At 71.8% G+C, this 23914-nt stretch carries 19 protein-coding genes; 9 read left to right on the forward strand and 10 right to left on the reverse strand.

Annotation, left to right across the window (positions count from 1 at the left end):
* Positions 1-31: 31 nt before the first annotated feature.
* The 3 genes from ACPXBU_RS15425 to wrbA all read right to left on the reverse strand — a co-directional run bounded on the left by ACPXBU_RS15425 (position 32) and on the right by wrbA (position 2311).
* Complete coding sequence (locus ACPXBU_RS15425; protein ID WP_425758531.1) at positions 32-760, reverse strand: tetratricopeptide repeat protein; 729 nt, start codon at positions 758-760, stop codon at positions 32-34.
* A 68-nt stretch (positions 761-828) separates the two neighbouring features.
* Positions 829-1569 carry a GNAT family N-acetyltransferase gene (locus tag ACPXBU_RS15430; RefSeq protein ID WP_425758532.1) on the reverse strand — a complete coding sequence of 247 codons (741 nt, stop codon included), beginning with the start codon at positions 1567-1569 and terminating at the stop codon, positions 829-831.
* 142 nt (positions 1570-1711) lie between these two features.
* Positions 1712-2311 carry an NAD(P)H:quinone oxidoreductase gene (gene wrbA, locus ACPXBU_RS15435; RefSeq protein WP_393361444.1) on the reverse strand — a complete coding sequence of 200 codons (600 nt, stop codon included), beginning with the start codon at positions 2309-2311 and terminating at the stop codon, positions 1712-1714.
* Positions 2312-2649: 338 nt separating this feature from the next.
* Here wrbA and ACPXBU_RS15440 point away from each other — a divergent pair, with 338 nt between their 5' ends.
* A complete protein-coding gene (locus ACPXBU_RS15440; RefSeq protein ID WP_425758533.1) occupies positions 2650-3594 on the forward strand; it encodes an acyltransferase domain-containing protein in 945 nt (314 codons plus the stop codon).
* 19 nt (positions 3595-3613) lie between these two features.
* Here ACPXBU_RS15440 and ACPXBU_RS15445 read toward each other — a convergent pair whose 3' ends face one another.
* The 3 genes from ACPXBU_RS15445 to ACPXBU_RS15455 all read right to left on the reverse strand — a co-directional run bounded on the left by ACPXBU_RS15445 (position 3614) and on the right by ACPXBU_RS15455 (position 9036).
* A complete protein-coding gene (locus ACPXBU_RS15445) occupies positions 3614-4048 on the reverse strand; it encodes a VOC family protein (RefSeq protein WP_393361450.1) in 435 nt (144 codons plus the stop codon).
* 91 nt (positions 4049-4139) lie between these two features.
* Positions 4140-6737 carry a rifamycin-inactivating phosphotransferase gene (gene rph / locus ACPXBU_RS15450; protein ID WP_425758534.1) on the reverse strand — a complete coding sequence of 866 codons (2598 nt, stop codon included), beginning with the start codon at positions 6735-6737 and terminating at the stop codon, positions 4140-4142.
* A gap of 97 nt (positions 6738-6834) precedes the next feature.
* The gene (locus ACPXBU_RS15455) at positions 6835-9036 is read right to left on the reverse strand and encodes an MMPL family transporter (RefSeq protein WP_425758535.1); all 2202 of its coding nucleotides are present in this window, start codon (positions 9034-9036) and stop codon (positions 6835-6837) included.
* 69 nt (positions 9037-9105) lie between these two features.
* Here ACPXBU_RS15455 and ACPXBU_RS15460 point away from each other — a divergent pair, with 69 nt between their 5' ends.
* Together ACPXBU_RS15460 and ACPXBU_RS15465 are read left to right on the forward strand one after the other, a co-directional pair.
* A complete protein-coding gene (locus tag ACPXBU_RS15460; RefSeq protein ID WP_393361459.1) occupies positions 9106-9732 on the forward strand; it encodes a TetR/AcrR family transcriptional regulator in 627 nt (208 codons plus the stop codon).
* A gap of 53 nt (positions 9733-9785) precedes the next feature.
* Positions 9786-11192, forward strand: coding sequence for an acyl-CoA synthetase (locus ACPXBU_RS15465; RefSeq protein ID WP_425758773.1), 1407 nt, complete (start codon positions 9786-9788; stop codon positions 11190-11192).
* Positions 11193-11237: 45 nt separating this feature from the next.
* On the opposite strand, the gene ACPXBU_RS15470 is transcribed toward ACPXBU_RS15465, so the two are convergent.
* Both ACPXBU_RS15470 and ACPXBU_RS15475 read right to left on the reverse strand, forming a co-directional pair.
* Positions 11238-13613 carry an FtsX-like permease family protein gene (locus tag ACPXBU_RS15470; RefSeq protein WP_425758536.1) on the reverse strand — a complete coding sequence of 792 codons (2376 nt, stop codon included), beginning with the start codon at positions 13611-13613 and terminating at the stop codon, positions 11238-11240.
* Positions 13610-14302 carry an ABC transporter ATP-binding protein gene (locus tag ACPXBU_RS15475; protein WP_425758537.1) on the reverse strand — a complete coding sequence of 231 codons (693 nt, stop codon included), beginning with the start codon at positions 14300-14302 and terminating at the stop codon, positions 13610-13612. The genes ACPXBU_RS15470 and ACPXBU_RS15475 overlap by 4 nt, the downstream gene beginning before the upstream one ends.
* Positions 14303-14507: 205 nt before the next feature.
* Here ACPXBU_RS15475 and ACPXBU_RS15480 point away from each other — a divergent pair, with 205 nt between their 5' ends.
* The 4 genes from ACPXBU_RS15480 (at position 14508) to ACPXBU_RS15495 (ending at position 20115) form a co-directional block, all read left to right on the forward strand.
* Positions 14508-15884, forward strand: coding sequence for a sensor histidine kinase (locus tag ACPXBU_RS15480; RefSeq protein ID WP_425758538.1), 1377 nt, complete (start codon positions 14508-14510; stop codon positions 15882-15884).
* Complete coding sequence (locus ACPXBU_RS15485) at positions 15881-16540, forward strand: response regulator (RefSeq protein WP_393361474.1); 660 nt, start codon at positions 15881-15883, stop codon at positions 16538-16540. Before ACPXBU_RS15480 ends, ACPXBU_RS15485 begins: the two co-directional genes overlap by 4 nt.
* A gap of 331 nt (positions 16541-16871) precedes the next feature.
* Positions 16872-18386 carry a family 43 glycosylhydrolase gene (locus ACPXBU_RS15490; protein WP_425758539.1) on the forward strand — a complete coding sequence of 505 codons (1515 nt, stop codon included), beginning with the start codon at positions 16872-16874 and terminating at the stop codon, positions 18384-18386.
* A gap of 79 nt (positions 18387-18465) precedes the next feature.
* Complete coding sequence (locus ACPXBU_RS15495) at positions 18466-20115, forward strand: RICIN domain-containing protein (RefSeq protein WP_425758540.1); 1650 nt, start codon at positions 18466-18468, stop codon at positions 20113-20115.
* Positions 20116-20163: 48 nt separating this feature from the next.
* Here ACPXBU_RS15495 and ACPXBU_RS15500 read toward each other — a convergent pair whose 3' ends face one another.
* Complete coding sequence (locus tag ACPXBU_RS15500; protein ID WP_425758541.1) at positions 20164-21429, reverse strand: prolyl oligopeptidase family serine peptidase; 1266 nt, start codon at positions 21427-21429, stop codon at positions 20164-20166.
* 293 nt (positions 21430-21722) lie between these two features.
* Here ACPXBU_RS15500 and ACPXBU_RS15505 point away from each other — a divergent pair, with 293 nt between their 5' ends.
* On the forward strand, positions 21723-22514 hold the full coding sequence (locus ACPXBU_RS15505; protein WP_425758542.1) for a hypothetical protein: 792 nt from the start codon (positions 21723-21725) through the stop codon (positions 22512-22514).
* A gap of 13 nt (positions 22515-22527) precedes the next feature.
* Positions 22528-22806: a hypothetical protein gene (locus ACPXBU_RS15510; protein WP_393361487.1), complete on the forward strand. Its 279-nt coding sequence runs from the start codon at positions 22528-22530 to the stop codon at positions 22804-22806.
* Between the two features lie 97 nt (positions 22807-22903).
* On the opposite strand, the gene ACPXBU_RS15515 is transcribed toward ACPXBU_RS15510, so the two are convergent.
* The gene (locus ACPXBU_RS15515) at positions 22904-23911 is read right to left on the reverse strand and encodes a hypothetical protein (RefSeq protein WP_425758543.1); all 1008 of its coding nucleotides are present in this window, start codon (positions 23909-23911) and stop codon (positions 22904-22906) included.
* Positions 23912-23914 lie beyond the last annotated feature (3 nt).

The raw sequence follows: 23914 nt of genomic DNA on the forward strand, positions 1-23914 counted from the left end.
GGGGTCCTCGGCGCGGTCGGTGTCGATCGCGTCAGTCGGCGTCCTCGACGAACGCCGCGCGCGGCGCGAGGTGCTGGCCGCGCGCGTACTCCGCGGCGAAGCCGGTCGCGCCGAGCGCCTCGACCGCGGCCGTCCGGACGGCGGCCAGGTCGGCCGCGTCGTCGGGGTCGGGCACCTGGCCCAGCTCCGCGAAGGCGGCGTCCGTGACGGCGACCAGCAGGCCGGCCCGCGCGTGGTCGCCGTGGGCCGACGCGAGCGCCGCGCCCGCCAGGCAGACGTACGGGACGAAGTCCGCCCAGCCGTTGCGGAAGACCCTCTCCCGACTCGCGGCGAACAAGGCCCGCGCCGCGTCGAGATTGCCGAGACCCAACTCGCAGAACCCGAGGTTGTGGGTCTCCGAGCTGGCGAGCTTGGGCTGGCCCAGAGCCTCGTTGAGCGCGATGCTCTCCCGGTAGAGCTGCCGGGCCCGGGTCAGGTCGCCGGACATCCGGGCCACCGCGGCCAGCACGTGGCGGGGCCGCTCCTCCAGACTCCGATCGCCGGACCGAAGGGCGACCACGAGCGCTTCCCGGGCGCGCGCCTCCCCGCCCGGGAGGTCACCACCACGGATGGCGACCCGGGCGAGGCTGTAGCGGGCCTCCACCTCGCCCGCCGGATCACCGGCGGCCCGTGCCCTGTCGATCTCGGCCTCGCTCATGCGCACCACCGCGTCGGTCTCGCCCCGACGGAAGGCCGCGCGAACGTCCTCGCGGAAACCCATGTCTGCTCTTCCCTCTCCGCTGCGGTCGTCGTCCTGCGCGTACGCGTGCTCGTCGGCCCGCTGTGCGGTCAGCCCGCTGTGAAGAGGGTCCAGGTCTCCACGAGACCGAACCCCATCGACTCGTAGAGCGCCCGGCCCATCGCGCTCGACTGCAGGTAGGCGGCGTCCGCGCCGGCCGCGATGCCATCGCGCAGTACGGCCTCCGTGATCTCGCGACCCAGTCCGCGGCCTCGTGCGGATGGCACGACCGCGATGTTGAACACGCCAACCACGCCGGAGGTCGACATCGCGAGCCCGGTGCCGACGGGCCGACCGGACTCCTCGGCCAGGTAACCGGTGATGGAGTCGGCGTCGAGCACACCGCCGCTCATCAGTGAACCGAAGATGCCCTCGGGAGCTTCGAAGCCCCGCGTGAGGGTGTCGGTGTAGAGGTCGGCCTCCGCCGCGCGGACCTGGCGGACCGGTTCTCGCCGCCTCGCGTCGGACCGGAACACAACGTCCTGCGCGCCGCAGGCCAGCATCGGCACATCGCTGCGATGGAGCAGCCCGTGTCGAGCCGCGAGAGCGCGGACCTCGTCGTCGGCCTCGCCGCGAACCATTATCGACCAGCGCGAGGCCTGTCTGCCCACCTCGACCGCCATCTCGGCGAGCGCCACGAGGTCCGGTTCGAGCGTCGTGTCGTAGGCCGCGTTCAGCGTCGCCACCCCGGAGTGGGTCAGCGCTGCGCGGGCGGTGCCCCGCTCGGCGTACCAGCCCTTCGGGGTGACCGCACAGAGGCCCCTGATGGCGTCGAAGTACGACGCCGCCATCCGCTCGGCGATGGTGGTGATCGGAACCCCCTCGTGCTGTCCGCGGCCACCAACCCCAGCCCCGCGGCCCCGGACCAGCCCGGGAAGCGTTCGAGTGCCTGGGCCGGTCTCCACCGATGGAAACCGGCCCCAGCGAGGGCGGTCAGGCGGCGAGCTTGTCGGCGATCTTGACGACCCGCTGTGCCATGTGGTCGAGGGCGTTGAGCTGCGCGTCACCCAGCGGGGCGTCGTTGCTGCCGCCGGTGACGTGCGAGACGCCGTACGGGTTGCCGTCGGCGAACTTCAGCGGGTCGGTGTAGCCGGGCGCGACGACCAGACCGCCGAAGTGGTGGATCGTGTTGTAGAGCGCCAGCAGCGTGGACTCCTGCCCACCGTGGGCGGTCATGGTCGCGGTGAAGCCGGCGTACACCTTGTCGGCCAGCAGGCCCTGCGCCCACTGCGGGCCGAGGGTGTCGAGGAACTGCTTGAGCTGGCTGGCGACGTTGCCGAACCGGGTGGGGCTGCCGAACAGCACCGCGTCGGCCCAGACGACGTCGTCGGCGGTCGCCTTCGCCTCGTCCTTGGTGGCGTCGAAGTGCTGGCTCCAGGCGGCGTTGGAGGCGATGGCCTCCGCCGGGGCAAGCTCCGGGACCTGGCGCAGGCGCACCTCGGCGCCGGCCTTCTCGCCGGCCTCGGCGAGCCGCTTGGCCATGGCGTGAATGGTGCCGGTGGAGGAGTAGTAGATGACGGCGAGCTTGGTCATCGGAGGGTCCTTCCGTCGAAGTAGTTGCTAGCGATAAATTTGCTGCCGCAACAATCTCACTCTAGCAACGGCGGCGAGCGGTTGCCACCGGACCTCGGCCCGACCGGTCGGCGGGGAACCGAATACCGACAGACCGCGCTCGGCGGCGCAGAACCGCCGAACGACTACTGATGCCCCAGTCAGGACGGCTGACGCCAGACGGGGCAAACTCGTGTCCCGTGCCACACCGGGCGCCGCTGCCGGATCACCCGACGCCACGCCGGTGGCTCGCCAGGGATCGGGGCCGCCAGAGCATCGACGGGCGATGGGGCGAGTCCACCGCCGGTACGATCGCTCGCGTGGATCTGGAGGTCGTCGCCGACCAGCTCGGGGTGCCCGTCGAGGCCGTCGACCGCGTGCACCGCCTGGCGAACGACGGGCCGTCGGCCCCGCTGCCCGCCCCGGCCGACGCGCCAGCGATCCTCGCCCGGCTCGCGGTACGACCGGACGACGCCGCCGAGATCATGGCGGGCTGGCCCCACCCCAATTCACCACTGTGGACACCGGAGTTGCGCTGGCTGCTCGACCGCTCGACCGCCCTGGTTCTCGCCGATCTCGGTGGCCACGGCTGGCTGCCGCCCGGTCCGGAGCTGCCGCGCGACCGAGGTCCCGCCTGGCGGCACCTCTACGTGTACGCGTACCTGGCCCTGGTCGACGTCGTCCGGGGATACCACCGCGACCACGGCATCACCGACGAGGTGTCCTGGGCGACCCTCGCGGACCTGGGCCGCAACCTCGCGATCGACAGGCGGATGCGCGGCGAGGGTTGGCCGGTCATGCAGAGCTGGCTGACGCTGCACGCGCGCGGCGGCCTCTACCAGTTGGGCCGATTGCAGCACCAGCGCGGCGGCACGGCCATCGACCTGCACATCCCCGAGGCGGGGCCGCTGACCCCGGAGGCCGTCGAGGCGTCGCTCGACGAGGCCCGCGCGTTCTTCCCCCGTCACTTCCCCGACGAGCACTACACGGCGTTCGCCTGCGGATCCTGGCTGCTCGACCCGCAGTTGCGGGAGTACCTGCCCGCGGACTCCCACATCATCCGGTTCCAACAACGCTTCGTGCTGGACCCCTACGAGGAGCCGGAGGGGCTGGACGCCGATGTCGAGGTGCGACGATTCGTGTTCCGCACCCTGACCACGCCACTCGACGAGTTGCCGCGCGACACCGTGCTCCGGCGTGCGGTCGTCGACCACCTGGCGGCCGGCCGCCACTGGCGCTGGCGCCGGGGCCGGTTCCCGATCTAGTCGCGGGTGGCGCGGCCCCTCAGCCGAGACAGAACTCGTTGCCCTCGACGTCCTGCATCACGAGGCACGACTCGTTGTCCTCGTCGGCGGTCAGCAGCCGCACGCGCGTTGCGCCGAGCGCGACAAGTCGCGTGCATTCGGCCTCCAGCGCGGCCAGCCGCTCGCCGCCCACGAGCCCGGTGCCGACCCGCACGTCGAGGTGCAGCCGATTCTTGACGATCTTGCCTTCGGGGACGCGCTGGAAGAACAGGCGCGGGCCCACCCCGGAGGGATCAGCGCAGGCGAACGCCGAACCCCGCTGCGCAGCCGGCCGGGTCGCCTCGAAATCGTCCCAGGTGGCGAAGCCCTCCGGCGGCGGCGGTACGACGTATCCCAACACCGCACACCAGAACCGGGCGACACGCTCCGGCTCCGCGCAGTCGAAGGTGATCTGGACCTGCTTGACCGGCGACATCGCTCCACCCTAGAGGGGCCCACGCGGCGGTCGCACCGAATTATCGGCGCGACCGCCGCCGTCGGTGGTCCACCGCGACGACGACCGGCCGTCACGGCAGAATCTCGACGTACCCGTCACTGCCGTGTACGCGGATCCGCTGTCCGTCGGCGATCAGCCGGGTGGCGTCCACCACGCTGACGACAGCCGGCAGGCCGTACTCCCGGGCGATCACCGCGCCGTGTGTCATCAACCCGCCGACCTCCGTCACCAGGCCCGCGATGGCGACGAAGAGGGGCGTCCAGCTCGGATCCGTGTGCGCCGTGACGAGGATGTCGCCGGGTTCGAGATGAGCCTGTGCCAGGTCCAGGATGACGCGGGCGCGCCCCTCGATCGTCCCGGCCGAGACCGGTAGGCCGACCAGAGCGCCGGCCGGGACGTCGTCGCGTCGGTACGCCCCGGTGAGGGCCTCGCCCTCGGAGGTCAGCACCCGGGGCGGCGTGAGCGCGTGGTACGACCGGAACGCGTCCCTGCGTTGCCGGATCAGCGTGTGGTCCACCCGGTGAGAGCGCACGACGTCGTGCAACTCCTGGAACGTGAGGTAGAAGGCGTCCTCCGGCTCGCGGAGCACGTCGGCCCGCACGAGGCGCTCGATCTCTCGCAGCAGGGCCTGCTTGTAGACGAAGTAGCGGCTGATGATGCCGTACTTCGGGTACTCCCGGTAGCCGACGAAGGTCCGGACCCGTTCGATCATCCGCTCGGTCTCGTCGGCCTTCTGCTCACCGTCCGGCAGCGCCCGCAGGCGCGTCAACACCTCGCGCGTCTTCCGCTGCGCCTCCTGCCTCCCCTGCTCGAAGCGCTGCTGGGCGGCGCCCGGCGCGAAGTTCGCGACGTTGTCGAGGAGCACGGGCAGGAGCGTGGCCGGGCGTTCGCGCCACCGCGGTCTCGTGATGTCGATCTCGCCGACGCAGCGCATGCCGTACCGGTCGAGGTAGGCCTCGATGGCGTCGCGCGCTTCGGCCCCGCCCGCGAGCTTCGGCAGCTCGTCCAGGAAACCGTCGTCCTCGACGCCCCGCAGGAACGCCACCACCTCCGGATGCGGTCGGATCACGTCCGCGACGTCGAGCAGCGCGAGCCCCATCTCCGACGTGACGTTGCCGGGGGCGGACAGGGTGAGGGTGTCGGCGGCGTTCCGCTCGCCGAGCCATTCCCCCAGCCGGTCGTTGAGCCACCAGGTGGCCTGCATCCCCGCCATGATCGCCTGCATGCTCAACGGATCGCCGAGGTCGCGCCTGTGCTCGTCGAAGGCCTTCAGCAGGAAGTCGAACAGCGCTGGTCCGGTCAACGGGGCGATGTCGTGCCGCAGGGCGGCGACGGACGCCTCGTTGCGCTCGACCAGTTGGGTGACGATGGCCGGGTCGGTGGCGATCGGGGTGGCGGTGGCACCGCCCGGCGGCCGGAGGGGACCGCTGTCCGGCAGCGCCGGGACGAAGCCGGGGCGGTCGAGGACGGTCCGCAGCGCGTCCCCGGTCAGCGGATCGGTCCGGCCGGCCATCTCCAGGAAGCTGGCGCGGCTCGCCGGCGCGGCCAGCATCCGGGTCGCGTCGACGAACAGCCTGCCGCCGGCCTCGTGCATCGGCGTCATGGCCGTCAGCTGCCACATGGAGAGGCCCAGCGGCTTCATGGGATCGGTCATCATCTGCTGGTGGCCGACGGAGAGATAGATGTGGTTCTCCTGGTCGTCGGCCACGGGGATGGGGAAGAGCGTGGTGATCGGCCGGCTCTGCACGATCTGGAAGTCATCGTCGACCAGGCACCACTCGATGTCCTGCGGACAGCCGAACCGCGCCTCGATCCGTCGCCCGAGGCGCACGAGCCGGAGGGCCTGCTCATCGGTCAGCGCCGGCTGCTCCTGCCGCTGGCTGTCGATCGTCACCTCGTGCGTCCCGCCACCGGGCAGGGCGTGCACGGCGACCTGTTTGGCGGCGACCGCCCTGTCGACGACCGCACCGTCGCGCACCCGGAAGACGTCCGGGTTCACCCGGCCGGAGACCAGTGCCTCGCCGAGGCCGAAGCTGGCGTCCACGGTGGCGACCTGCCGGTTGCCGGTGACGGGGTCGGCCGTGAAGAGGATGCCGGCCGACCGTGGGAAGACCATCTGCTGGACGACCACGGCCATCCCGACCCTGCGGTGGTCGAAGCCGTTGCGGAGGCGGTAGGTCACGGCCCGCTCGGTGAACAGCGACGCCCAGCACCGGCCGACGTGCGCGAGGACCGCCGTCGGACCCTGGACGTTCAGGTAGGTGTCCTGCTGGCCGGCGAAGGAGGCCGTCGGCATGTCCTCCGCCGTCGCGCTGGACCGCACGGCGTAGGCGGATTGCTCCCCGTGCACGAGGAGCGCGCGGGTGATCGCCGCCCCGAGGTCGTCAGGGATGGCGGTCCCCTCGATGCGCTGGCGGACCTCGGCGCTGAGCACGCGGATCGCCTCCCGGTCGTCCGGCCTCAGGCGCGCCAGCTCATCGAGCAGATCGCCGATCGCGGGCCCCTGCGCCACGATCCGCCGGAAGGCGGCAGTCGTGACGCAGAAGCCGGCTGGCACCCGGACGCCGTCGATCCGGGTCAGTCCGCCCAGGTTCGCGCCCTTGCCGCCAACGAGCGCGACAGAGGTCCGGTCCACCTCTCGAAGATCCACAACGTACGGCTCGATCATCGCCACACCTCCTCCGCGGCCGCGCTCGGGCGCACCGCAGCCGCCGATTCTGCGGCAGGACCCGGGTCTTGCCGCAAGCCCCCCGGTACGCTATAAGTTAGAAGTGGCAGGGAGTCGGATCTCCCTGCCTTTTGCTGTGGTCGCCCCGGGCAGGCTGAGACTCTGGGTGACGCCGGCCCGGCCACCGACGCCAGGCGGCCGACCCGAGAATGCTCAACACCGCCGGGCCGAGCACCAGGCGGATGACTGTGACGTCGATGATGACGGCGGTCGCCAGTCCGATACCGATCATCTTGATGCTGGTGTCCTCGATCGGCACGAAGGACAGGAACACCACCGTCATGATCGCCGCGGCGGCGGTGATCAGCCGGCCCGTGCTGTCCACGCCGACCACGATGGCCCGCTGTGCGTCGTGGCCACTGTCGTACTCCTCCTTGACGGCCGAGAGCAGGAACACCTCGTAGTCCATGGAGAGTCCGAAAAGGACCGCGAACAACAGCATCGGCACCATCGACATGATCGGCACGGGTTCGTCGATGCCGATCAGCGACAGGCCCCAGCCCCACTGGAAGACGGCCACCAGGACGCCGAACGCGGCGCCGATCGACAGCAGCGCCAGCACCGCCGCCTTGAGGGCGAGCACGGGCGCCCGGAACATCGCGATCAGCAGTAGCGCCGCCACGACGAGCACGGCAAGCACCATCCAGGGCAGCCGACCGCCGACCGCGTCGGACAGGTCCGTGACGAAGGCGGTGGGACCGCCGACGTAGATTGTCCCGTCCGTGCCCCGCTCGGCTGTCGGCGCCACCTCGTCGCGGAGGCGATGCAGCAGGTCACTGACCTCGGCGTCCTGTGGCGAGTGCCGGGGCACCACGGTGAGCAGCGCGAAGCCGCCGTCCGGGCTCAGGTGGGCCGGGGTCACCAGGGACACTTCCGGATCGGCCGCGAGGCCGCTGCCCAACCTCGCCAGCATGGCGTCGCCCCGGCCACCGCTCGGCAGGTCGGCGACGACCAGGAACGGCGCGTTCCAGCCGGCCCCGAACTCCGTGGCGATCCTGTCGTACGCCTTGCGCTGGGTGAAGCTGGGCGGCGCGTTGCCGTCGTCCGGGGTGCCCAGCCGCAGGCTGAACATCGGGATCGTGAGCACGACGAGGAGCAGCAGTGCGCCGGCGGCGTACGGGTAGGGGTTCTTCGCCACCCGGCTCGCCCACCGCCCCCAGCCGCCGGTCGCCTGCCCCGCGCCGGGCTTTCCCGCGACCGGCGCGTCCGTGCGCCGACGGCCGACGCGCAGGGCGTTGACCTTCGGCCCCAGCAACCCGAGCACCGCCGGCAGCAGGGTCAGCGCGGCGAGCATCGTCATGCCGACGGTCAACGCCGCGGCCACACCCATGCCGCCGATGAACGGGATGCCGGTGAGCAGCAACCCGAGAATCGCCGCCACCACTGTCGCGCCGGCGAACAGCACCGCGTGGCCTGCCGTGGCGAGTGCCCGGCCGACGGCGTCCACCGTCGGCATGCCGGTCGCGAGGTAGTGCCGGAATTTGGTGATCACGAACAGCGCGTAGTCGACGCCCGCCCCGAGACCGAGCATCACCGCCACGATCGGTGCGATGGCCGGAATGTCCATGCTGGTTCCGACGATCAACACCAGCGCGGTGCCGGCCATCAGCCCGAGCACGGCGACCAGCACGGGCAGGCCGGCGGCCACCACCGACCCGAACGCGAACAGCAGGACGAGCAGCGCCGTCCCGACGCCGATGAACTCGGATCCGCTGGTCTCCGGGGTGGCGGCCAGATCCACCACCAGGCCGCGGAACTCCACCGTCAGCCCGGCGGCACGAGCCTTGTCGGCGGCGGCGTCGAGCCGTTCGCTCTGCTCGGCGGTGAGGTCGCCGAGGTCCCTGTCGTACTGCACGGAGCTGATCGCGGTGCGGCCGTCGGCGCTGAGCTGACCGCCCTCCTCGGCCAGCGGGTCGGTGGCCGACCGGACGTCCGGTTGTCCGGCGAAGTCCGCGACCACCGCGTGGATGGCCTCGGCCTGGGCCGGCTCGTGGAGCGGGCCGCTGTCGCTGTGCCAGACGACGTCGGCGCTGGCGGCGCCGAGTTCGGCGAAGTGTTTCTGGGTGAGGTCCACGGCGCGCTGCGACTCCGCGCCGGGGATCCGGAATTCGTTGACGAAGGCGCCGCCGCTGACCTGGGCCGCACCGAGCAACGCCAGGACGCTCACGACCCAGGCCGCGAGCGTCAGCCAAGGGTGCCGGGCCGTGGTGCGCCCCAACCGATCGAGGGTTCTCTCCATGCCCGAAGCCTAGATGCACTCTATGCAAGATTGCAATGTATGCAACATTCGGGCTTGTAGGATGCAGCGATGACGGGCAACATGGGCCTTCGCGAGCGGAAGAAGGCGCGCACCAGACAGGCGCTCGTCGACGCGGCGATCGCACTGTTCGCCAGCAAGGGATACGACGAGACCACAATCGCCGACGTGACGGCCGCCGCCGACGTCTCGCCCCGCACCTTCTTCGTCCACTTCGCCAGCAAAGAGGACGTGCTGTTCGACGATCCCCCGCTCAAGCTGGAGCTCTTCACCGCTGTGCTGGCGCACCCCGGTCCGGACGAGACCCCCGCGCAACTGCTGGTCCGGGCGTTCCACTCGGTTCTTCACTCCGACACCGACCTCATGGGCCAGTCCGAGCGTGTCCGCGCCGACCTGATCCTCCAGACACCGGCACTACAGGCCGGCGCCGTGCGCAAGGTGTTGGAGGGTCAACGCGAGATCGTCCGGGCGCTGCTCGACGCCTATCCCGACACGCTGGACCCGGTAGCCGCCTCGGCGCTCGTCGGTGCCATGGTGGGCACCCTGGTCGGCGCGATCACCATGCTCTACTCCGATGCCGCGGTGGCGGCCCGGATGGCCGCGGATCCCCAGCGGATGCGCGCCGAACTGGAAGCCGCCATCAGCTCCACCTGGCACCACCTCGGCGGCACCGGCTGACCCCGCGTACGCCGGTGGCGCACGCGGGGCACGACGAGAAGGGTCCCGTGCCTGTGCTGCTGAGCTGGCTGCTTTCGGCAACCGACGAGCGTCCGGATGCGATCCGGATCGACGACCGGGCCACGTCGTGGGTCGAGTTGCGACGGCTCGCCGCCGCGGTGGCCGACGACCTGCGCGGTGTGGACCGTGTCGCCGTCGACGCGACTGCCAGCCTGCACACGGTGGTCGGTGTCGTCGGCGCGCTGCTGGCCGGATCCGCGGTGATACCGGTGCCGCCGGACGCCGGCCCGATGGAACGTGAGCACATTCTGCGTGACTCGGCGCCCGGAGCGATGCTCGTGCCGGCTCACGGTGAGCGCCAGCAGCCACCCGACGGGCTGCCGACAATTCCGATCGACCTGGGCCGAGGGTCGGACACCCACCATCCGGAGCCCGACCCGGCCGGCATCGCGCTGATTCTCTACACCAGCGGCACCACCGGCGCGCCGAAGGGCGTGACGCTCTCCCGCCGAGCCATCGCCGCCTGTCTCGACGGGCTCGCCGCGGCCTGGCGGTGGACGCCCGACGACCTGCTCGTGCACGGCCTGCCGCTGTTCCACGTGCACGGTCTGGTGCTCGGGGTGCTCGGCCCCCTGCGCGTGGGCGGCCGGCTGCACCACGTCGGCCAACCCCGCCCCCAGCGGTACGCGGCGGCGGCCGGCTCCCTCTATTTCGGCGTCCCCACCATCTGGTCCCGGATCGCCGCCGACGAGACCTCGGCCCGGGCGCTACGCTCCGCGCGGCTGCTGGTGTCGGGCAGCGCCGCCCTGCCCGCGACGGTCTTCGCCGACCTGACCAGGCTCACCGGCCACGAGATCGTCGAGCGGTACGGGATGACCGAAACGTTGATCACGATCAGCGCGACCGCCGACGGCCCCCGCCGGCCCGGCGCCGTCGGTCTGCCGTTGCCGGGGGTACGCACCCGGGTCGTCGACGAGCAGGGCCGCTCGATGCCCACCGACGGGGTGGCGATGGGCGAGCTGGAGGTGTGCGGCCCGACCCTCTTCGACGGGTACCTGAACCGGCCCGACGCGGACGCCGCCACCCGGACCGCGGACGGTTGGTTCCGCACCGGCGACGTGGCCACGATCGGCCCGGACGGCTGGCATCGCATCGTCGGCCGGGCAGCCACCGATCTGATCAAGAGCGGCGGTTACCGGATCGGCGCCGGGGAGGTGGAGGACGCGCTGCTGGCGCATCCGGGCGTCCGGGAGGCCGCGGTGGTCGGCACTCCGCACCCTGACCTCGGCCAACAGGTGACGGCGTACGTCGTGGGCGACGGGATCGACGAGGCGCACCTCATCGAGTTCGTGGCCCGACAGCTGTCGACGCACAAGCGTCCCCGACAGGTGCGGCTGGTCGAGGCCCTGCCCCGCAACGCGCTCGGCAAGGTGCAGAAGAGCCGACTCGGCACGGAGTGATCCGCCGCTCACGGGCAACTCCCGCGAGCGGCGGCTCCCCCTTCGTCACTCGGTTCGCAGTGCCACCGCTACCCGGGTCTTCGCCGCCCAGCCGGCCGGCAGTAGGGCGCCGACCACGGCGACGACCAGCCCGCCGAGACCGAAGAGCAACAGGTCGACCGAGCCGTACACGTCCAGGACCGCGTCCGGCAGGCGGAAGCCCACGCTGCTCGCCATCTCGGTGATGACCGTGCGTTGCAGCAGCACGCCGACCGCCGCGCCGACCACGCCGCCGACCAGGCCGGTGACCACGACCGAGGCGATGACCATGGCCGTGGTCTGCCGGGGTGTCATCCCGAGCGCCTTGTGCACGCCCAGGTCGTGGACGCGTTCCCGGGTCTCCAGCACCACCGTGTTGAGCACACCGAGGCCGGCGACGACCATCAGCAGGAGGCTGAGCAGCCCGGTCAGCGCGTTGATGATGATGATCATCTCGTCGGGCTCGTGGCTGAGTCCGTCGGCCAGCGCGCCGAGCGGCTCCAGAGCCGCCGTCAACGCCGTGGCGTACGCCCTGGCGTCGGTGCCGGGCTCCACCGTGACGTAGTACGTCGACGGTGCCAGCTCCGGCTCGGCCGCCCGCAGGGTGGCGATGTCGGTGACGACCTGCATGCCGTCGTCGTCGATGTTGAACGCCTCACCGACGATCGTGACGGGGATGTCGACGCCCTTGTCGGTCAGCACGATGCGGTCACCGACCCCTTTTCCGGCCGCCGTGAGGAACGGCGTCGAGACGACGATCTGCGCCGGGCCGGTCAGCCAGCTCCCCGACACCATCCGGTAGTAGCGCGCCGCGTCCGACCCGGTGACCGCGACCGCGTCCAGCTCGCCGGTGATCCCCGCGGCGGTGATCTCGCTGCGGGCCATGCCCAGGTACCCGTCGGTGCCCGGCTGGCCGGCGATCACCCGCTCGATCGCGGCCGGGTCGCCGAACGGCTCCGGCTGCCCCGGCCTCGGCGGCTGCCCCGGCGGTGGCGGTGGCCCGCCCTGCGGCCCCCGGTGCGGCTGCCCGACCTGGACGTCGGCGATGTCCTCGACCTCCTGGATCCGGTTCAGCGACGTACCCAGACCGACCGCGAAGGTGACCGCGGCCGCACCGAACGCGATCGCGGCGACCACGCTCACCGCCCGCACCGGTCGGGCGAAGGGGTGGGCCAGGCCGAGCGTCACCGGCCGGGAGACCGGCAGCCGGCTGGTCAGGCGGGCCGCCCACCGACCACGGCCGGGCCGGGGGGTACGCCCGACGGCGAGCGCGTCGACGCTGCGCAACCGGCCGGCCCGGGCCGCGGCGGCCAGGGCGGTCACCGCCACGAGGGTGAGCGCGCCGCCGGCCACCACCGCGTCGACCCAGAGCGCGACCCCGTTGTCGTCCGTACCGTAGATCCGGTCGGTCTGGGCGAGGATCGGCACGGTCAGGAGGTTGCCGGCGACCACACCGAGCGCCGCACCGACGGTGGCCGGGATGAGCGCCTGCCCCACGTACGCCCGGACCACCTGGGCCGGCGTGAAGCCGAGCGCCTTGAGGATGCCGATCCGGCGGGTGGCGGTGGAGACCGCGCCGGCGATGACGTTGCCGATGATCAGCACCGCCATGACCACGCCCAGCATGCCGAAGGCGATCAGGAACGGCACCAGCAGGACTGTCTCGCCGGTCGCCTCCCGGCGGACGTCGAGCCACGACACGGCGCTGTCGAACGCGGCGGCGGGGACGGACGCCTGCACGGCGGTCCGGCCGGCCTGGACCTGTGCGGCCGTGCCGGCCTCGGTGAAGCGGTAGAGCATCTGGTAGGCGCGGGGGCCGTCGGGTCCGGTCCACGCCGCGAGCTGCGCCGGGGTGGTCCAGGCGTCGGCGGTCTGGCTGGCCGACCGGGCGAGCCCGACGACCGTCACCGCTGGGCTGCCCGGCGCGTCGGACACCGTCCACCGCTGGCCGAGCACCTTCGGCGGCAACCGCAGGTGCTCCCCCGTGGCCAGCACGATCTCCCCCGGGCCGGTCGCCCACCGGCCGTCGACGACCTCGACCCGGTCGACCGCGCCGCCCGGATCGGCACGCCCGACGACGGTCAGCGGCGGCATCGGGTTACCCGTCGGGCTGGTCAGGTTCAGCTCCGCGTTCGGGAACGGTCCCGCCGACCCGGCGACCCCGGCGGCATCGGCGGAGGCGGCCAACTGCGCCTCGGTGACCGCCCCGGCGTCGAACTGGGCGGTGAGGTGCGCCCCCTGCTGCTGGCTGAAGGCCCGGTCGAAGGGTCCCCGGGAGGCCACCATCAGCGAACCGCCGAGGACGGCCGAGGTCACCGCGATCATCACGACCAGGCCGATCACGACAGTCTGTACTCGTCGCCGGCCGACCCCGGCCCGCACCACCCGAGCCAGCGCGCTCATCGGGTCCGCTCCAGCGCGGAGTCGGCGGCGACCTGGCCGTCCAGGAGCTGGACGGTCCGGGTCGCGCACCTCTCGGCGAGGACCAGGTCGTGGGTGACCACGACGATGGTCTGGCCGTCGGCGTGCAGCTCGGTCAGCAGCCGCATGACCTCCTCGCCGGAGGCGGTGTCCAGCGCCCCGGTCGGCTCGTCGGCCAGCAGCAGCGGCGGCCGGTTCATCAGCGCGCGGGCGACGGCGACCCGCTGTCGTTCACCCCCGGAGAGCCTCCCGGGGTACGCGCCGGCGTGTCGGTCGACGCCGAGCCGGGCGAGCAGCTCGGCCGCCCGCCGCTGGGCGGTGCCGCGGCCCATGCCGGCCAGCTGTGCCGGCAGCATGACGTTGTCGGCGACGGTCAGGTCGTCGAGGAGGTTGAAGAACTGGAACACCAGGCCGATCCGGGCCCTCCGGTACCGGGCGGAGGCCGCTTCGCCGAGCTGGTCGACCCGCACCCCGTCGACGGTGACCGTGCCGGTGCTCGGCCGGTCCAGCCCGGCCACCAGGTTCAGCATCGTCGACTTGCCGCTGCCGGACGGGCCGAGAATCGCCACCGCCTCGCCGGGCGCGACGCTCAACGACACCTCACGCAGCGCCGGTGGCCCCTCGTCGTACCGGCGTGTCACCTCGTGCAACTCGATAAGCGGTGTGGTCATGTCCCCGTCTCCTCAGGTGGTGGTGAGCTGGCGAGGCTGACGCTAGGGGCGGGAACGAGTCGGACACATCGGCAGCGGGAGGCATCTTCGGTACCGCGTCGGGATGAGCGCTGCCGGCGTCATCCCTGCGAGGTAGGCGTGCGATGTAGCGACACCGCTCGCCAGGCGGATTCCCACCGGCGCGGTCGGCACCGAGAATGAACCGATGACGGAGGGTGCGATGGTGAACCGGCTGTGGTCGCACATCCGGACCCTGGTTCGTCCGGTCGGCCAGCTGCCGCCGTTGTCGCGCCGGGGGCAGCTGTTCGACGCGCTCGTGGCGCTCGGGCTCGGTCTCCTCGCCATCCAGGCGGACAAGGGTGTCGATGACCGGCCGGCGGCGCACCGCATCGTGTTCGAGCGGGGCGAGGTCTGGCCGGGTCCGCCGGTGCCACCCGACCCGGTGTGGCCGCCCTTCCTCCCGGTCGAGGACGACGGCACCGGCTGGACGGCGGTGCTGCTCATGCTCGTCGTCCTGCCGTTGCTCTTTCGCCGCCGGTACCCGCTGGGGACGCTCTGGGTGGTGCTGGCGAGCGCCGGGCTCATCGAGGACAATCCGGCCGCGCTGCGGCTGTCCTTCTTCGCCTGCGTGGTGGCCGGCTACAGCGCCGCGGTCTTCAGCCCGTACAAGATCCTGGCGTTGGCCAGCCTGCCGGCGGCCGCGATCCTGCACGCCGGGTTGCAGTCGGACGCCAGCTCGGTGTCCGACAGCGCCGTGCCGTTTCTGATCCTGCTGCCGATCGCGGTGGCGGCCGACGGGCTACGCCGGTGGAAGGAGCACGCCGACGAGGGCCGGGCACGCATGTCGGCCATGGAGCACGAGCAGGTCGAGGCACTGCGCCGGGCGACGGAGGTCGAACGCGCCCGGATCGCCCGGGAGTTGCACGACGTGGTGACCCACAACGTCAGCGTGATGGTGATCCAGGCCGGCGCGGCCCGCAAGGTGATGGAGTCCAGGCCGGAGGACGCCCGGGCGGCGCTGCTCGCCGTCGAGGCCGGTGGCCGGGCGGCGATGACCGAGCTGCGGCACGTGATGGGGCTGCTCACGATGGACGGCGACGTGCTGGGGCAGGAGGGCGCCGCCGAGCTGGCTCCGCAGCCCGGCCTCGATGGGCTGGACGCGCTGGTGCGGCGGGTGCGCGACTCGGGGGTCGAGGTCGAGCTGGTCCTGCGCGGGCAGCGAGGGCCGCTGCCGTCCGGCATCGAGCTGACCGTGTACCGACTGGTGCAGGAGGCGTTGACGAACGCCGTCAAACACGCTGCCGGCGCACCCGTACGCGTGCTCGTCGACTATGCCGGGACGCACCTGCGGGTCGAGGTGACCGACACCGGCGGTCGCGCCGGCGCGACCGCCGGTACCGGCACCGGGCGCGGGTTGATCGGTCTGCGCGAGCGACTGGCGGTCTACGGTGGCACGGTGCGGGCGGGTCCACGACTCACCGGCGGATACCGGGTCCAGGCCCTGATCCCGCTGGAAGATGCCATGATCGACGACGTCGCGGGCGACGGCCGGACGGGCACACCTCTGGGGGGCACGGCATGACAGAGGCGCTGCGGGTGGTGGTCGCCGACGACCAGGCGTTGGTGCGGGCCGGGTTCCGGATGATCCTGACCGCCGACGGGATCGACGTGGTCGCCGAGGCGACGACCGGGGTCGAGGCCGTCGAGGCGGTCCACCGGCATCGCCCCGACGTGGTCCTGATGGACATCCGGATGCCCGACCTGGACGGTCTCGCGGCAGCCCGCCAGATCCTCGCCGGCGTTGGCGAGGCGCCCCGCATCATCATGCTCACGACATTCGACCTCGACCAGTACGTGTACGCGGCACTGACCGCGGGAGCGAGCGGCTTCCTCCTCAAGGACGTCACCCCGGAGCACCTGGTGGGCGCGGTCCGGCTGGTCCGCACCGGTGACGCGCTGCTGGCGCCGACGATCACCAGGCGGCTTGTGCAACGGTTCGCCCAGCGCGACTCCGACCCGCCGGCCATCCACCGGGACCTGGCCGCGCTGACCCCACGGGAGTTGGAGGTGCTGGGCCTGCTGGCGCACGGCCTGAGCAACGCCGAACTCGCCGGCCGCCTGCACCTGTCGGAGGCCACCGTGAAGACGCACGTCGCCCGGATCCTGGCCAAGTTGGGCCTCCGTGACCGGGTCCAGGCCGTCGTCGTCGCGTACCGGACCGGCCTGGTCGCTCCCTGACCGCGCCGACCGGTCGACCCTCGCGCCCACGACGCCGACCCTCGGCCGGACGCCGAGCAGGTCACCGGCTAGATTTCCTTGACACACATCAATGTTAACGCCAACATTATGACCGCTACCTGGGCGCAACACCGCCGTCACGTTTTCCGTCCCGCTCGCGTTTGTGCTCCGGCGGTGTGCCCCAGGTCGACCGCCCGTGGTGGCGTCGCCACCAGGCACGACCCCCACCGGTCCGCTGTCACCGCGCGGCGATCAACCGGATCGGCCACGACGCCTCGGCCGGCACTGCCGCACCGACAGACGGGTCGCTCACGAACCGCACGGAGGACAGATGCCGCTGCCACTCCCCCGCACCGATCCCGCCACCCGCCGCGCCATCGGTCCGGTCCGCGCCGACCGCCGGAAGCGCCGACGCCTGCGGTCGGTCGTGGCCGCCGCGCTCGTGGTGCTCGCCGTCTCCGCCGGGCTGGCCGCGGCAGGGCCGGCGCAGGCGGCGCCGGCCGTCAGCTACACGAACCCGCTGGTGAACCAACGGGCCGACCCGCACATCTTCCGGCACACCGACGGCTACTACTACCTGACCGCCACGGTGCCGCAGTACGACCGGATCGTCCTGCGCCGTGCGACCACCCTGCAGGGGCTGGCGACGGCTGCGGAGACGACGATCTGGAGCCGCCACACCAGCGGAGAGATGGGCGCCCACATCTGGGCGCCAGAGATCCACTTCATAAACAACAGGTGGTACGTCTACTTCGCCGCGGGGCGGACCGATGACGTGTGGCGGATCCGGATGTACGCGCTGGAGAACGCCGGCGCCAATCCGCTCACCGGTTCCTGGACCGAACGCGGACGGATCACGACTCCATGGGACACCTTCAGCCTGGACGCGTCGACATTCGTCGCGAACGGGGTGCGGTATCTGACCTGGGCCCAGCAGGAGCCGGGCATCTCCAACAACTCGAACGTCTACCTCGCCCGGATGGGTGCCAACCCCTGGCAGATCACGGGCACCGTGACCCGGCTCGTCGTGCCGACGTACGACTGGGAGACCCGCGGCTACCGGGTCGCCGAGGGACCGGCGGTGATCCAGCGCAACGGCCGCATCTTCCTGACCTACTCGGCCAGCGCCACCGACGCCAACTACTGCCTCGGGATGTTGAGCGCCTCCTCCACCGCGAACCTGCTCGACGCCGGCTCCTGGAGCAAGAGCCCCAACCCGGTGTTCGTCAGCAACGCGGCCACCAGCCAGTACGGCCCCGGGCACAACTCGTTCACCGTCTCCGAGGACGGGCAGAGCGAGATCCTGGTCTACCACGACCGCAACTACCGCGACATCAGCGGTGATCCGCTCAACGATCCGAACCGGCGGACCCGGCTCCAGAAGGTGTACTGGAACGCCGACGGCACCCCGAACTTCGGCATTCCGGTGCCCGACGGGGCCACCCCGGTCCGGCTGCGTTCGCACGACCTGGCCACCAGCTACATCCGGCACTGGGAGTACCGGGCCCGGATCGAGCCGAACGTGACAAATCTGGCCGACTCGCAGTTCCGGATCGTCAACGGGCTCGCCGGCGGCGGATCGGTGTCGCTGGAGTCGACGAACTTCCCCGGGTACTACCTGCGCCACCGGGGCTACGCCCTGTACGTCGAGAGGAACGACGGCTCGGCCCTCTTCGGCGGCGACGCGAGCTTCCGTCGCCAGTCCGGCCTCGCCGACAGCGCCGGGATCTCCCTGGAGTCCCACAACTTCCCGGGCCGACACGTGCGCCACCGCGCCGGACTGCTCTACGTGGAGCCGGTGAGTTCGAGCGCCGACCGCGCCTCGGCCACCTTCCACCTGGAATAGTCGCCCACCGGCCGCGGCGCCCACGGCCGTCGACACCCGTCCCGGCTCGCCCGCAGCCCATTCCAGTCCAGGAGGAGCGATGACCTTCCCCAGCAGGACAAGACCGCCCGGCGGTGGATCGATCCGTCGGCGTACGGGCCTGGTCCTCGCCCTGATCACCACGCTGGTCGGCGCGGCCGCCGCCGTCGTTGTCGGCGCACCGCCGGCAGCGGCGGCGAACATCGACACCAACGCCTACTACGTCCTGGTCAACCGATACAGCGGCAAGGTGCTCGACGTTCGGGACACCTCGACGGCGGACGGCGCCGTGCTGCAGCAGTGGTCCCGCAGCGACGGCGCCTGGCAGCAGTTCCAGTTCGTCTCCTCAGGTGGCGGCTACTACCGCCTCAGGGCGCGGCACAGCGGCAAGGTCGTCGACCTCTGGGAGTGGAACACCGCCGACGGCGCCGACTTCCGCCAGTGGTCCGATGTCAACGGCGCCAACCAGCAGTTCCAGGTGCTCGACTCCGACGGCGGCCACGTCCGGCTGATCAACCGCCACTCCGCGAAGGCGCTCGAGGTCTGGGAGCGGTCCACCGCCGACGGCGGCCGGATCAGTCAGTACGCCGATGTCAACGGCCCGAACCAGCAGTGGCAGTTGGTCGCGGTCGGCGGCAGCACACCACCGACCACCGGCTGTGGCAGCGGGTCGAGCAACGCCGAGGCCGTGCTGAGCGGGAGCACCTGGACGGCCCGGAACGGCTCGTCGACTGTCTACTCGGGTTCGGACATGCTGGCGGCGATGCAGGCGGCGGTCAACTCGCTCGCGGCGGGTCGTACGTCGAAGCAGCGGGTGGTGGTGCGCGGCTCCGGCTCGATGAGCGCGGGCGCCCGTTTGTCGCTGCCGTCGTACACGACCCTGGCCGTGTGCGGGACGATAAACGTGACCGGGTCCGGCTCGGGCGACCAGGCGCCGGTCTACTCGCGGGGGACCACCGACGTCGAGGTGCAGAACCTCACGCTCACCGGCTCGCCGTTGTACGGGATCTTCATGCGCAACGTGAACAACCTGACCCTCGGGCAGATCGACATGCGGCTCTCCGCCGGTCTGGGCGTCCGCATCGACAACCACGGTGGAGACCGGGCGGTGAAGGTGCGCAACGTCCGCATCGACACCGTGTACGTGTCGGGGACCGGCACCCACGGGGTGGAGACGTACGGCGTGGACGGTCTGACGATCGGCACGGTCACGGCCCGGAACACCCGCGACTCCGGCCTGCTGCTCAACGACACGATCAACGCCACGGTGGGCACCGTCGACGCGCAGGGCGCCGGGACCGGCACCGGGTACGCGGCGTTCCGGATGGCCAATCGCAACGGCCGGGTGGGCAACTCGTACCCGACGAACATCCGGGTCGGCACCGTGCTCGCGTCCGGGGGTGGTCGGGGGATCTTCTGCGTGTCCGAGTCCGGTGGCGCGGTCATCGACCGGGTGACGATCTCGAACACCGGCAACAACGCGATCCTGGTGGAGAACTGCTACAACGTCGTCATCGCTGGGGTTTCCGGGACGGTGACGGGCGGTGGTGAGGTACGGATCGCGGCGCGCAGCGAGTTCCCGATCTCCTCCGGCATCCGGTTGCAGAACCTGACCGTCAGCGGCACCAACATCACCCAGAGCCCCTGCGGTGGGGCGAACAACACGATAAGCAACGTCACGCGGGTCAACTCGACACTCACCTGGTGTTGAGCCGAGCGGGTGCGGCGGCCCGGGTTCGGGCGGCCGCACCCGCTGCGCTCACCGACGGCGGCGGGCCATCCACTGCCAGATGTGGGTGCCGTTGAGGCTCGGGTCGTTGCGGGCCACGTAGATCCAGGACCAGTGGCCGGGGAACTGGTAGCCGTTCCAGACGACGTGGTCGTACAGACTGACAAGCGATCCCGGGATGAGGTCGTGGGCGTGGATCGTGTTGGTCTGCGGTGGCACGGTGTCGTCGTCGAGCGAGGTGACCAGCCAGGTGGGGGTCCGGATGTTCGCCAGCTCCGCGTCGGTGATCAGCGGCGGGCCCTCCCCGCCGAGCGGCTCGACGACGCCGCAGATCGGCACCGACGCGGCGAACAGGTCGGGATAGGCCACTGTCATCTCCAGCGACATGTAGCCGCCGTTGCTGCAACCGACCACGTAGATCCGGTCGGGATCGACGCGCTCGCGACGGACGAGGTCCCGGACGATCTCGCGGATCAGCGGGGCGAACCGGGGGCCGTCCTCCATCCAGTACGAGGTGCTCTGCGGCGCCACGACGTACGCCCCGCCGAAGATCCGCTGCGCCTGCGGGGTGGCGAAGCCGAGCGCCCCCCGGTTGGCGCGCAGCGTGGTCTCGTTGTCGTAGTAGTCGTCGGGCAGCGAGGCGCCCTCACCGGCGCCGTGCAGCCAGACGACGAGCGGCCGCCGACCCCGCCGGGGCGAGTTGTCGGGCGAGAACAGCCGGTACTTCAGGCCCGAGCCCGAGGCGTGGTAGCTGAAGGCGTCCACCTCGGGGTTCGACAGCCGTCCCTGCACGAAGCGCGTGATGGTGACCGGCGAGCCGTGGCGTCGGGCGATCGGGGTGTTCTGCGTGATGGTGTAGACGAGGTCCAGCCGGACGTTGCGGCCCTTGCTCAGGATGTAGCCGAGGGTGCCGCCGCCGGGTTGACCTTCGGCGGTGCTCAGCTCCAGCACGATGTTGCCGTGCCGGTCGAGCCGGGCCGCGGTCACCGTACGGTCCAGGTCGTACTCGCTGAAGATCTGGTCGCCGGGGGCGATGGGGAGCGGGCTGGTGGCCTTGGCGTGCACGCTGAACGTGCCGGGGGTCAGCCCGGCCGGGTCGATCGGCCCGAGCCGGCGGGTGTCGAGGGTGACCGAGGTGACCTGTTCACCGCCGTCGAGCGTTGTCGCGTCGAGGGTGAAGCTCACGTGTGTGGGATGGCGGTCACCGGCGTGGGCGGCGCGACCGGGCAGGGCCAGGCCGATGGCGGCACCGGCCCCACCGACCAGAACGGTGCGACGAGTGACAGACGTGGACATGCGGCCCCCGTACCTTTTGAGGTAGACGTGCGTCGATGAGACCTCAACGTAACGCCGCCGAGATCCGCTGGCAACCAGCGCCGGCACGAGCGATCAGGGCGCTCCACGTCCGGAGAGGTGGAGACGTTCGCCAGTACGCCGGAGCCGAGCCAGCCAACCGGACATCGACAAAGGGTGTAGCCCGGGGATTCCCGGGGCAAGAACCCGCAGATGAAGGGAATGGCAGAACGCGACGGGCATCCGCCCGGCCGGCGGCACCGTGCCGGTGAGTCGGACCGGGCGGCCTCCGTCTGATGCGGTTGAGGCACGGCCTTCCGGTGGCGGCGTTCGGGGCCGCGGCGCTCGGCGCGGTCCTGGGCACCGACCCCGCCCACGCCGACACACCGTTGCCGTTGCCGTTGCCGACGAGTCTCCAGCCGGTGGAGGCCGGCACCTCGCCGAGCACCATCACGGTGCGGGTGCCCGACCTCGTCGAGGTGCGGCTGTCCGTCCCCCTGCCGTTGCCGACCGCGCTCCCCCTGCCGCTGCCGTCGGCAGTTACCCTTCCCCTGCCGTCGGCAGTTCCCCTGCCCCTGCCGTCGGCCGTCCCGCTGCCGACGCTGTCGGTCGATCCGTCCACAGTCGTACCGACGCCACCGGCCCGTACGTCGGCGTCGTCCTCGCCGCGGGCCACGCCCGCACCGTCGAACTCGGCCGCCGCGGTGGCACGCGCCGCCCCGCGGTCGGCGTCGACACCCGTGCCGGCGACGGTATTCCGCGTCGTGCAGGACACCCCCGGCGGCCGGACATCGGATCGGGCGCGGGTGGCGAGGGCCGCGATCGCCGACGAGCCGCCCCGGCCACCCGCCCGTCCCGCGTCGGGGCCACCGGCGCTCGTGCTGGCACTCGCGTCAGCGCCCACCGGCGCCAGCACCGGCGGCACCGATCCACCCTTGTCGACAGCCGAAGCTCCGCCGCCCAGCGCGTCGCTGGGCCCGGTGCTCACCGTGACCGCCGTCGACAGGCGCGCTGCCAGCCGACCGGTGGAGCGGGGTCCCCCACCGCCACAGCAACTCCTGATCACCCACTCGCGTCCACGACGTTGATCAGGAGAGGACCATGGAGATAGCCGTTATCTGGATTCCCGCCGACATCGAGCCGGTGGAGCCCGCCGTCGCGACGTGTCTTGCGCACCTGCGCCGACACTCGTACCGGTTCGCGGGAATCATGCGGGCATCGTGGGAGACCGTCGAGCAGGCCATGATCGACGGAGAGGTGGACGTCGTCGTCATCGCCGACCATGCCCACCTCCCGCCGGACCGGTCCCCTCGGATCGAGCTGGCCACCGCGACCGGCGCGGAGGGGGACCGAACGACCTCCTACCCGCAGCTCGGCTGACACGACGAAGCGCCCCGTCCGACCCGGACGGGGCGCTTGGTCGACTCTCGATCGAGCCGGACACCCCGCGCGGCTCGCCACGGATTACGGCGGCTCGCTACTCCGCCGTCGCGCCGTCGTACGGGTCCCAGTGCGCCGCGTAGCGCAGCAGCGAACGGGCCAGGGCCGGGTGTGCCGCCGCCCACCTGGTGTCGAAGAGGAACCACTGGTCGAAGCCGAAGAAGTCGTCGATGTATCGGGCGACCTGCGCGATGTGCGGATCCGACCGGACCAGCGACCCGACGGACGGCTGTGGGGCCAGCAGCCCCAGCACCTCCAGGTGGACCGTGTGGTGTGCCGCCGCCAGCTCGGAGCCGGCGGGCGACGGGTCGTACCCGGGCAGGCGAGCGTAACGCTCCAGCGCCGCGCCGGCGTCCGTCTCGTCCGGCGCGACCAGGGCCCGCAACAGCTGGGCGTCGTGTGGCCAGCGGCGGGCGCCGGGCGCGTCGACGGCACGCAGACGAGCGGCGAGGTCCGGCAGGGTGAGGCCGGGAAAGGCGATGGCGCCAGCCAGGTCCAGGGTCCGGTCGGCGTCGTGCGAACCCCAACCCAGACGGACCGAGAACACGGCCTCCGGACCGGGTGGGGCGATCCCTACCGTACGGACCGGCACCCCGCGGTCGAAGACCGCGCCCGGCGCGGCGGCGTCGGCCGGCAGCGGCCAGGTGTCGTGCAGCAGGAAGGCGAGCCGGTCCGGCGACGCGGCGGCGTCCTCCTCGACGAAGTAGTAGGCCAGGTCCACCTCGTCGTCGTCGGTACGCACGCGCAGGGCGCGCTCGTCGAGCCGGATGAACGTGCCGTCGTCGTCGCCCTCCACGTAGAGGTGCTCGCGCAGCAGCTCGCGCAGCTCATCGAGGGTCTCCGGCGGCGGCAGGTGCCGCTCCCCGGCCTCCTCGAAGATCGAGTCCAGGCCGTACACGTCGTCGCCCAGCTCGCTCTCGATCCAGCCCTGCGGGTTGGCACGGCCCCAGCCCCGGCGGAACCAGTCGAGGATCGTCGCGTCGGGCAGGGCGACCACCCGCTTGCTGAACGGCGATTCCTCTCGCCACCGGCACACGAAGTACATGCG

Source organism: Micromonospora sp. DT231 (assembly GCF_049847025.1).
Classification (GTDB): domain Bacteria; phylum Actinomycetota; class Actinomycetes; order Mycobacteriales; family Micromonosporaceae; genus Micromonospora.

Excerpts from the sequence above, each read along its gene's own strand:
- ACPXBU_RS15425 (WP_425758531.1), bottom strand. The coding sequence starts at position 760 with ATGGGTTTCCGCGAGGACGTTCGCGCGGCCTTCCGTCGGGGCGAGACC.
- ACPXBU_RS15430 (WP_425758532.1), bottom strand. The coding sequence starts at position 1,569 with ATGGCGGCGTCGTACTTCGACGCCATCAGGGGCCTCTGTGCGGTCACC.
- wrbA (WP_393361444.1), bottom strand. The coding sequence starts at position 2,311 with ATGACCAAGCTCGCCGTCATCTACTACTCCTCCACCGGCACCATTCAC.
- ACPXBU_RS15445 (WP_393361450.1), bottom strand. The coding sequence starts at position 4,048 with ATGTCGCCGGTCAAGCAGGTCCAGATCACCTTCGACTGCGCGGAGCCG.
- rph (WP_425758534.1), bottom strand. The coding sequence starts at position 6,737 with ATGATCGAGCCGTACGTTGTGGATCTTCGAGAGGTGGACCGGACCTCT.
- ACPXBU_RS15455 (WP_425758535.1), bottom strand. The coding sequence starts at position 9,036 with ATGGAGAGAACCCTCGATCGGTTGGGGCGCACCACGGCCCGGCACCCT.
- ACPXBU_RS15460 (WP_393361459.1), top strand. The coding sequence starts at position 9,106 with ATGACGGGCAACATGGGCCTTCGCGAGCGGAAGAAGGCGCGCACCAGA.
- ACPXBU_RS15470 (WP_425758536.1), bottom strand. The coding sequence starts at position 13,613 with ATGAGCGCGCTGGCTCGGGTGGTGCGGGCCGGGGTCGGCCGGCGACGA.
- ACPXBU_RS15475 (WP_425758537.1), bottom strand. The coding sequence starts at position 14,302 with ATGACCACACCGCTTATCGAGTTGCACGAGGTGACACGCCGGTACGAC.
- ACPXBU_RS15480 (WP_425758538.1), top strand. The coding sequence starts at position 14,508 with ATGACGGAGGGTGCGATGGTGAACCGGCTGTGGTCGCACATCCGGACC.
- ACPXBU_RS15485 (WP_393361474.1), top strand. The coding sequence starts at position 15,881 with ATGACAGAGGCGCTGCGGGTGGTGGTCGCCGACGACCAGGCGTTGGTG.
- ACPXBU_RS15490 (WP_425758539.1), top strand. The coding sequence starts at position 16,872 with ATGCCGCTGCCACTCCCCCGCACCGATCCCGCCACCCGCCGCGCCATC.
- ACPXBU_RS15495 (WP_425758540.1), top strand. The coding sequence starts at position 18,466 with ATGACCTTCCCCAGCAGGACAAGACCGCCCGGCGGTGGATCGATCCGT.
- ACPXBU_RS15500 (WP_425758541.1), bottom strand. The coding sequence starts at position 21,429 with ATGTCCACGTCTGTCACTCGTCGCACCGTTCTGGTCGGTGGGGCCGGT.
- ACPXBU_RS15505 (WP_425758542.1), top strand. The coding sequence starts at position 21,723 with ATGCGGTTGAGGCACGGCCTTCCGGTGGCGGCGTTCGGGGCCGCGGCG.
- ACPXBU_RS15510 (WP_393361487.1), top strand. The coding sequence starts at position 22,528 with ATGGAGATAGCCGTTATCTGGATTCCCGCCGACATCGAGCCGGTGGAG.
- ACPXBU_RS15515 (WP_425758543.1), bottom strand. The coding sequence starts at position 23,911 with ATGTACTTCGTGTGCCGGTGGCGAGAGGAATCGCCGTTCAGCAAGCGG.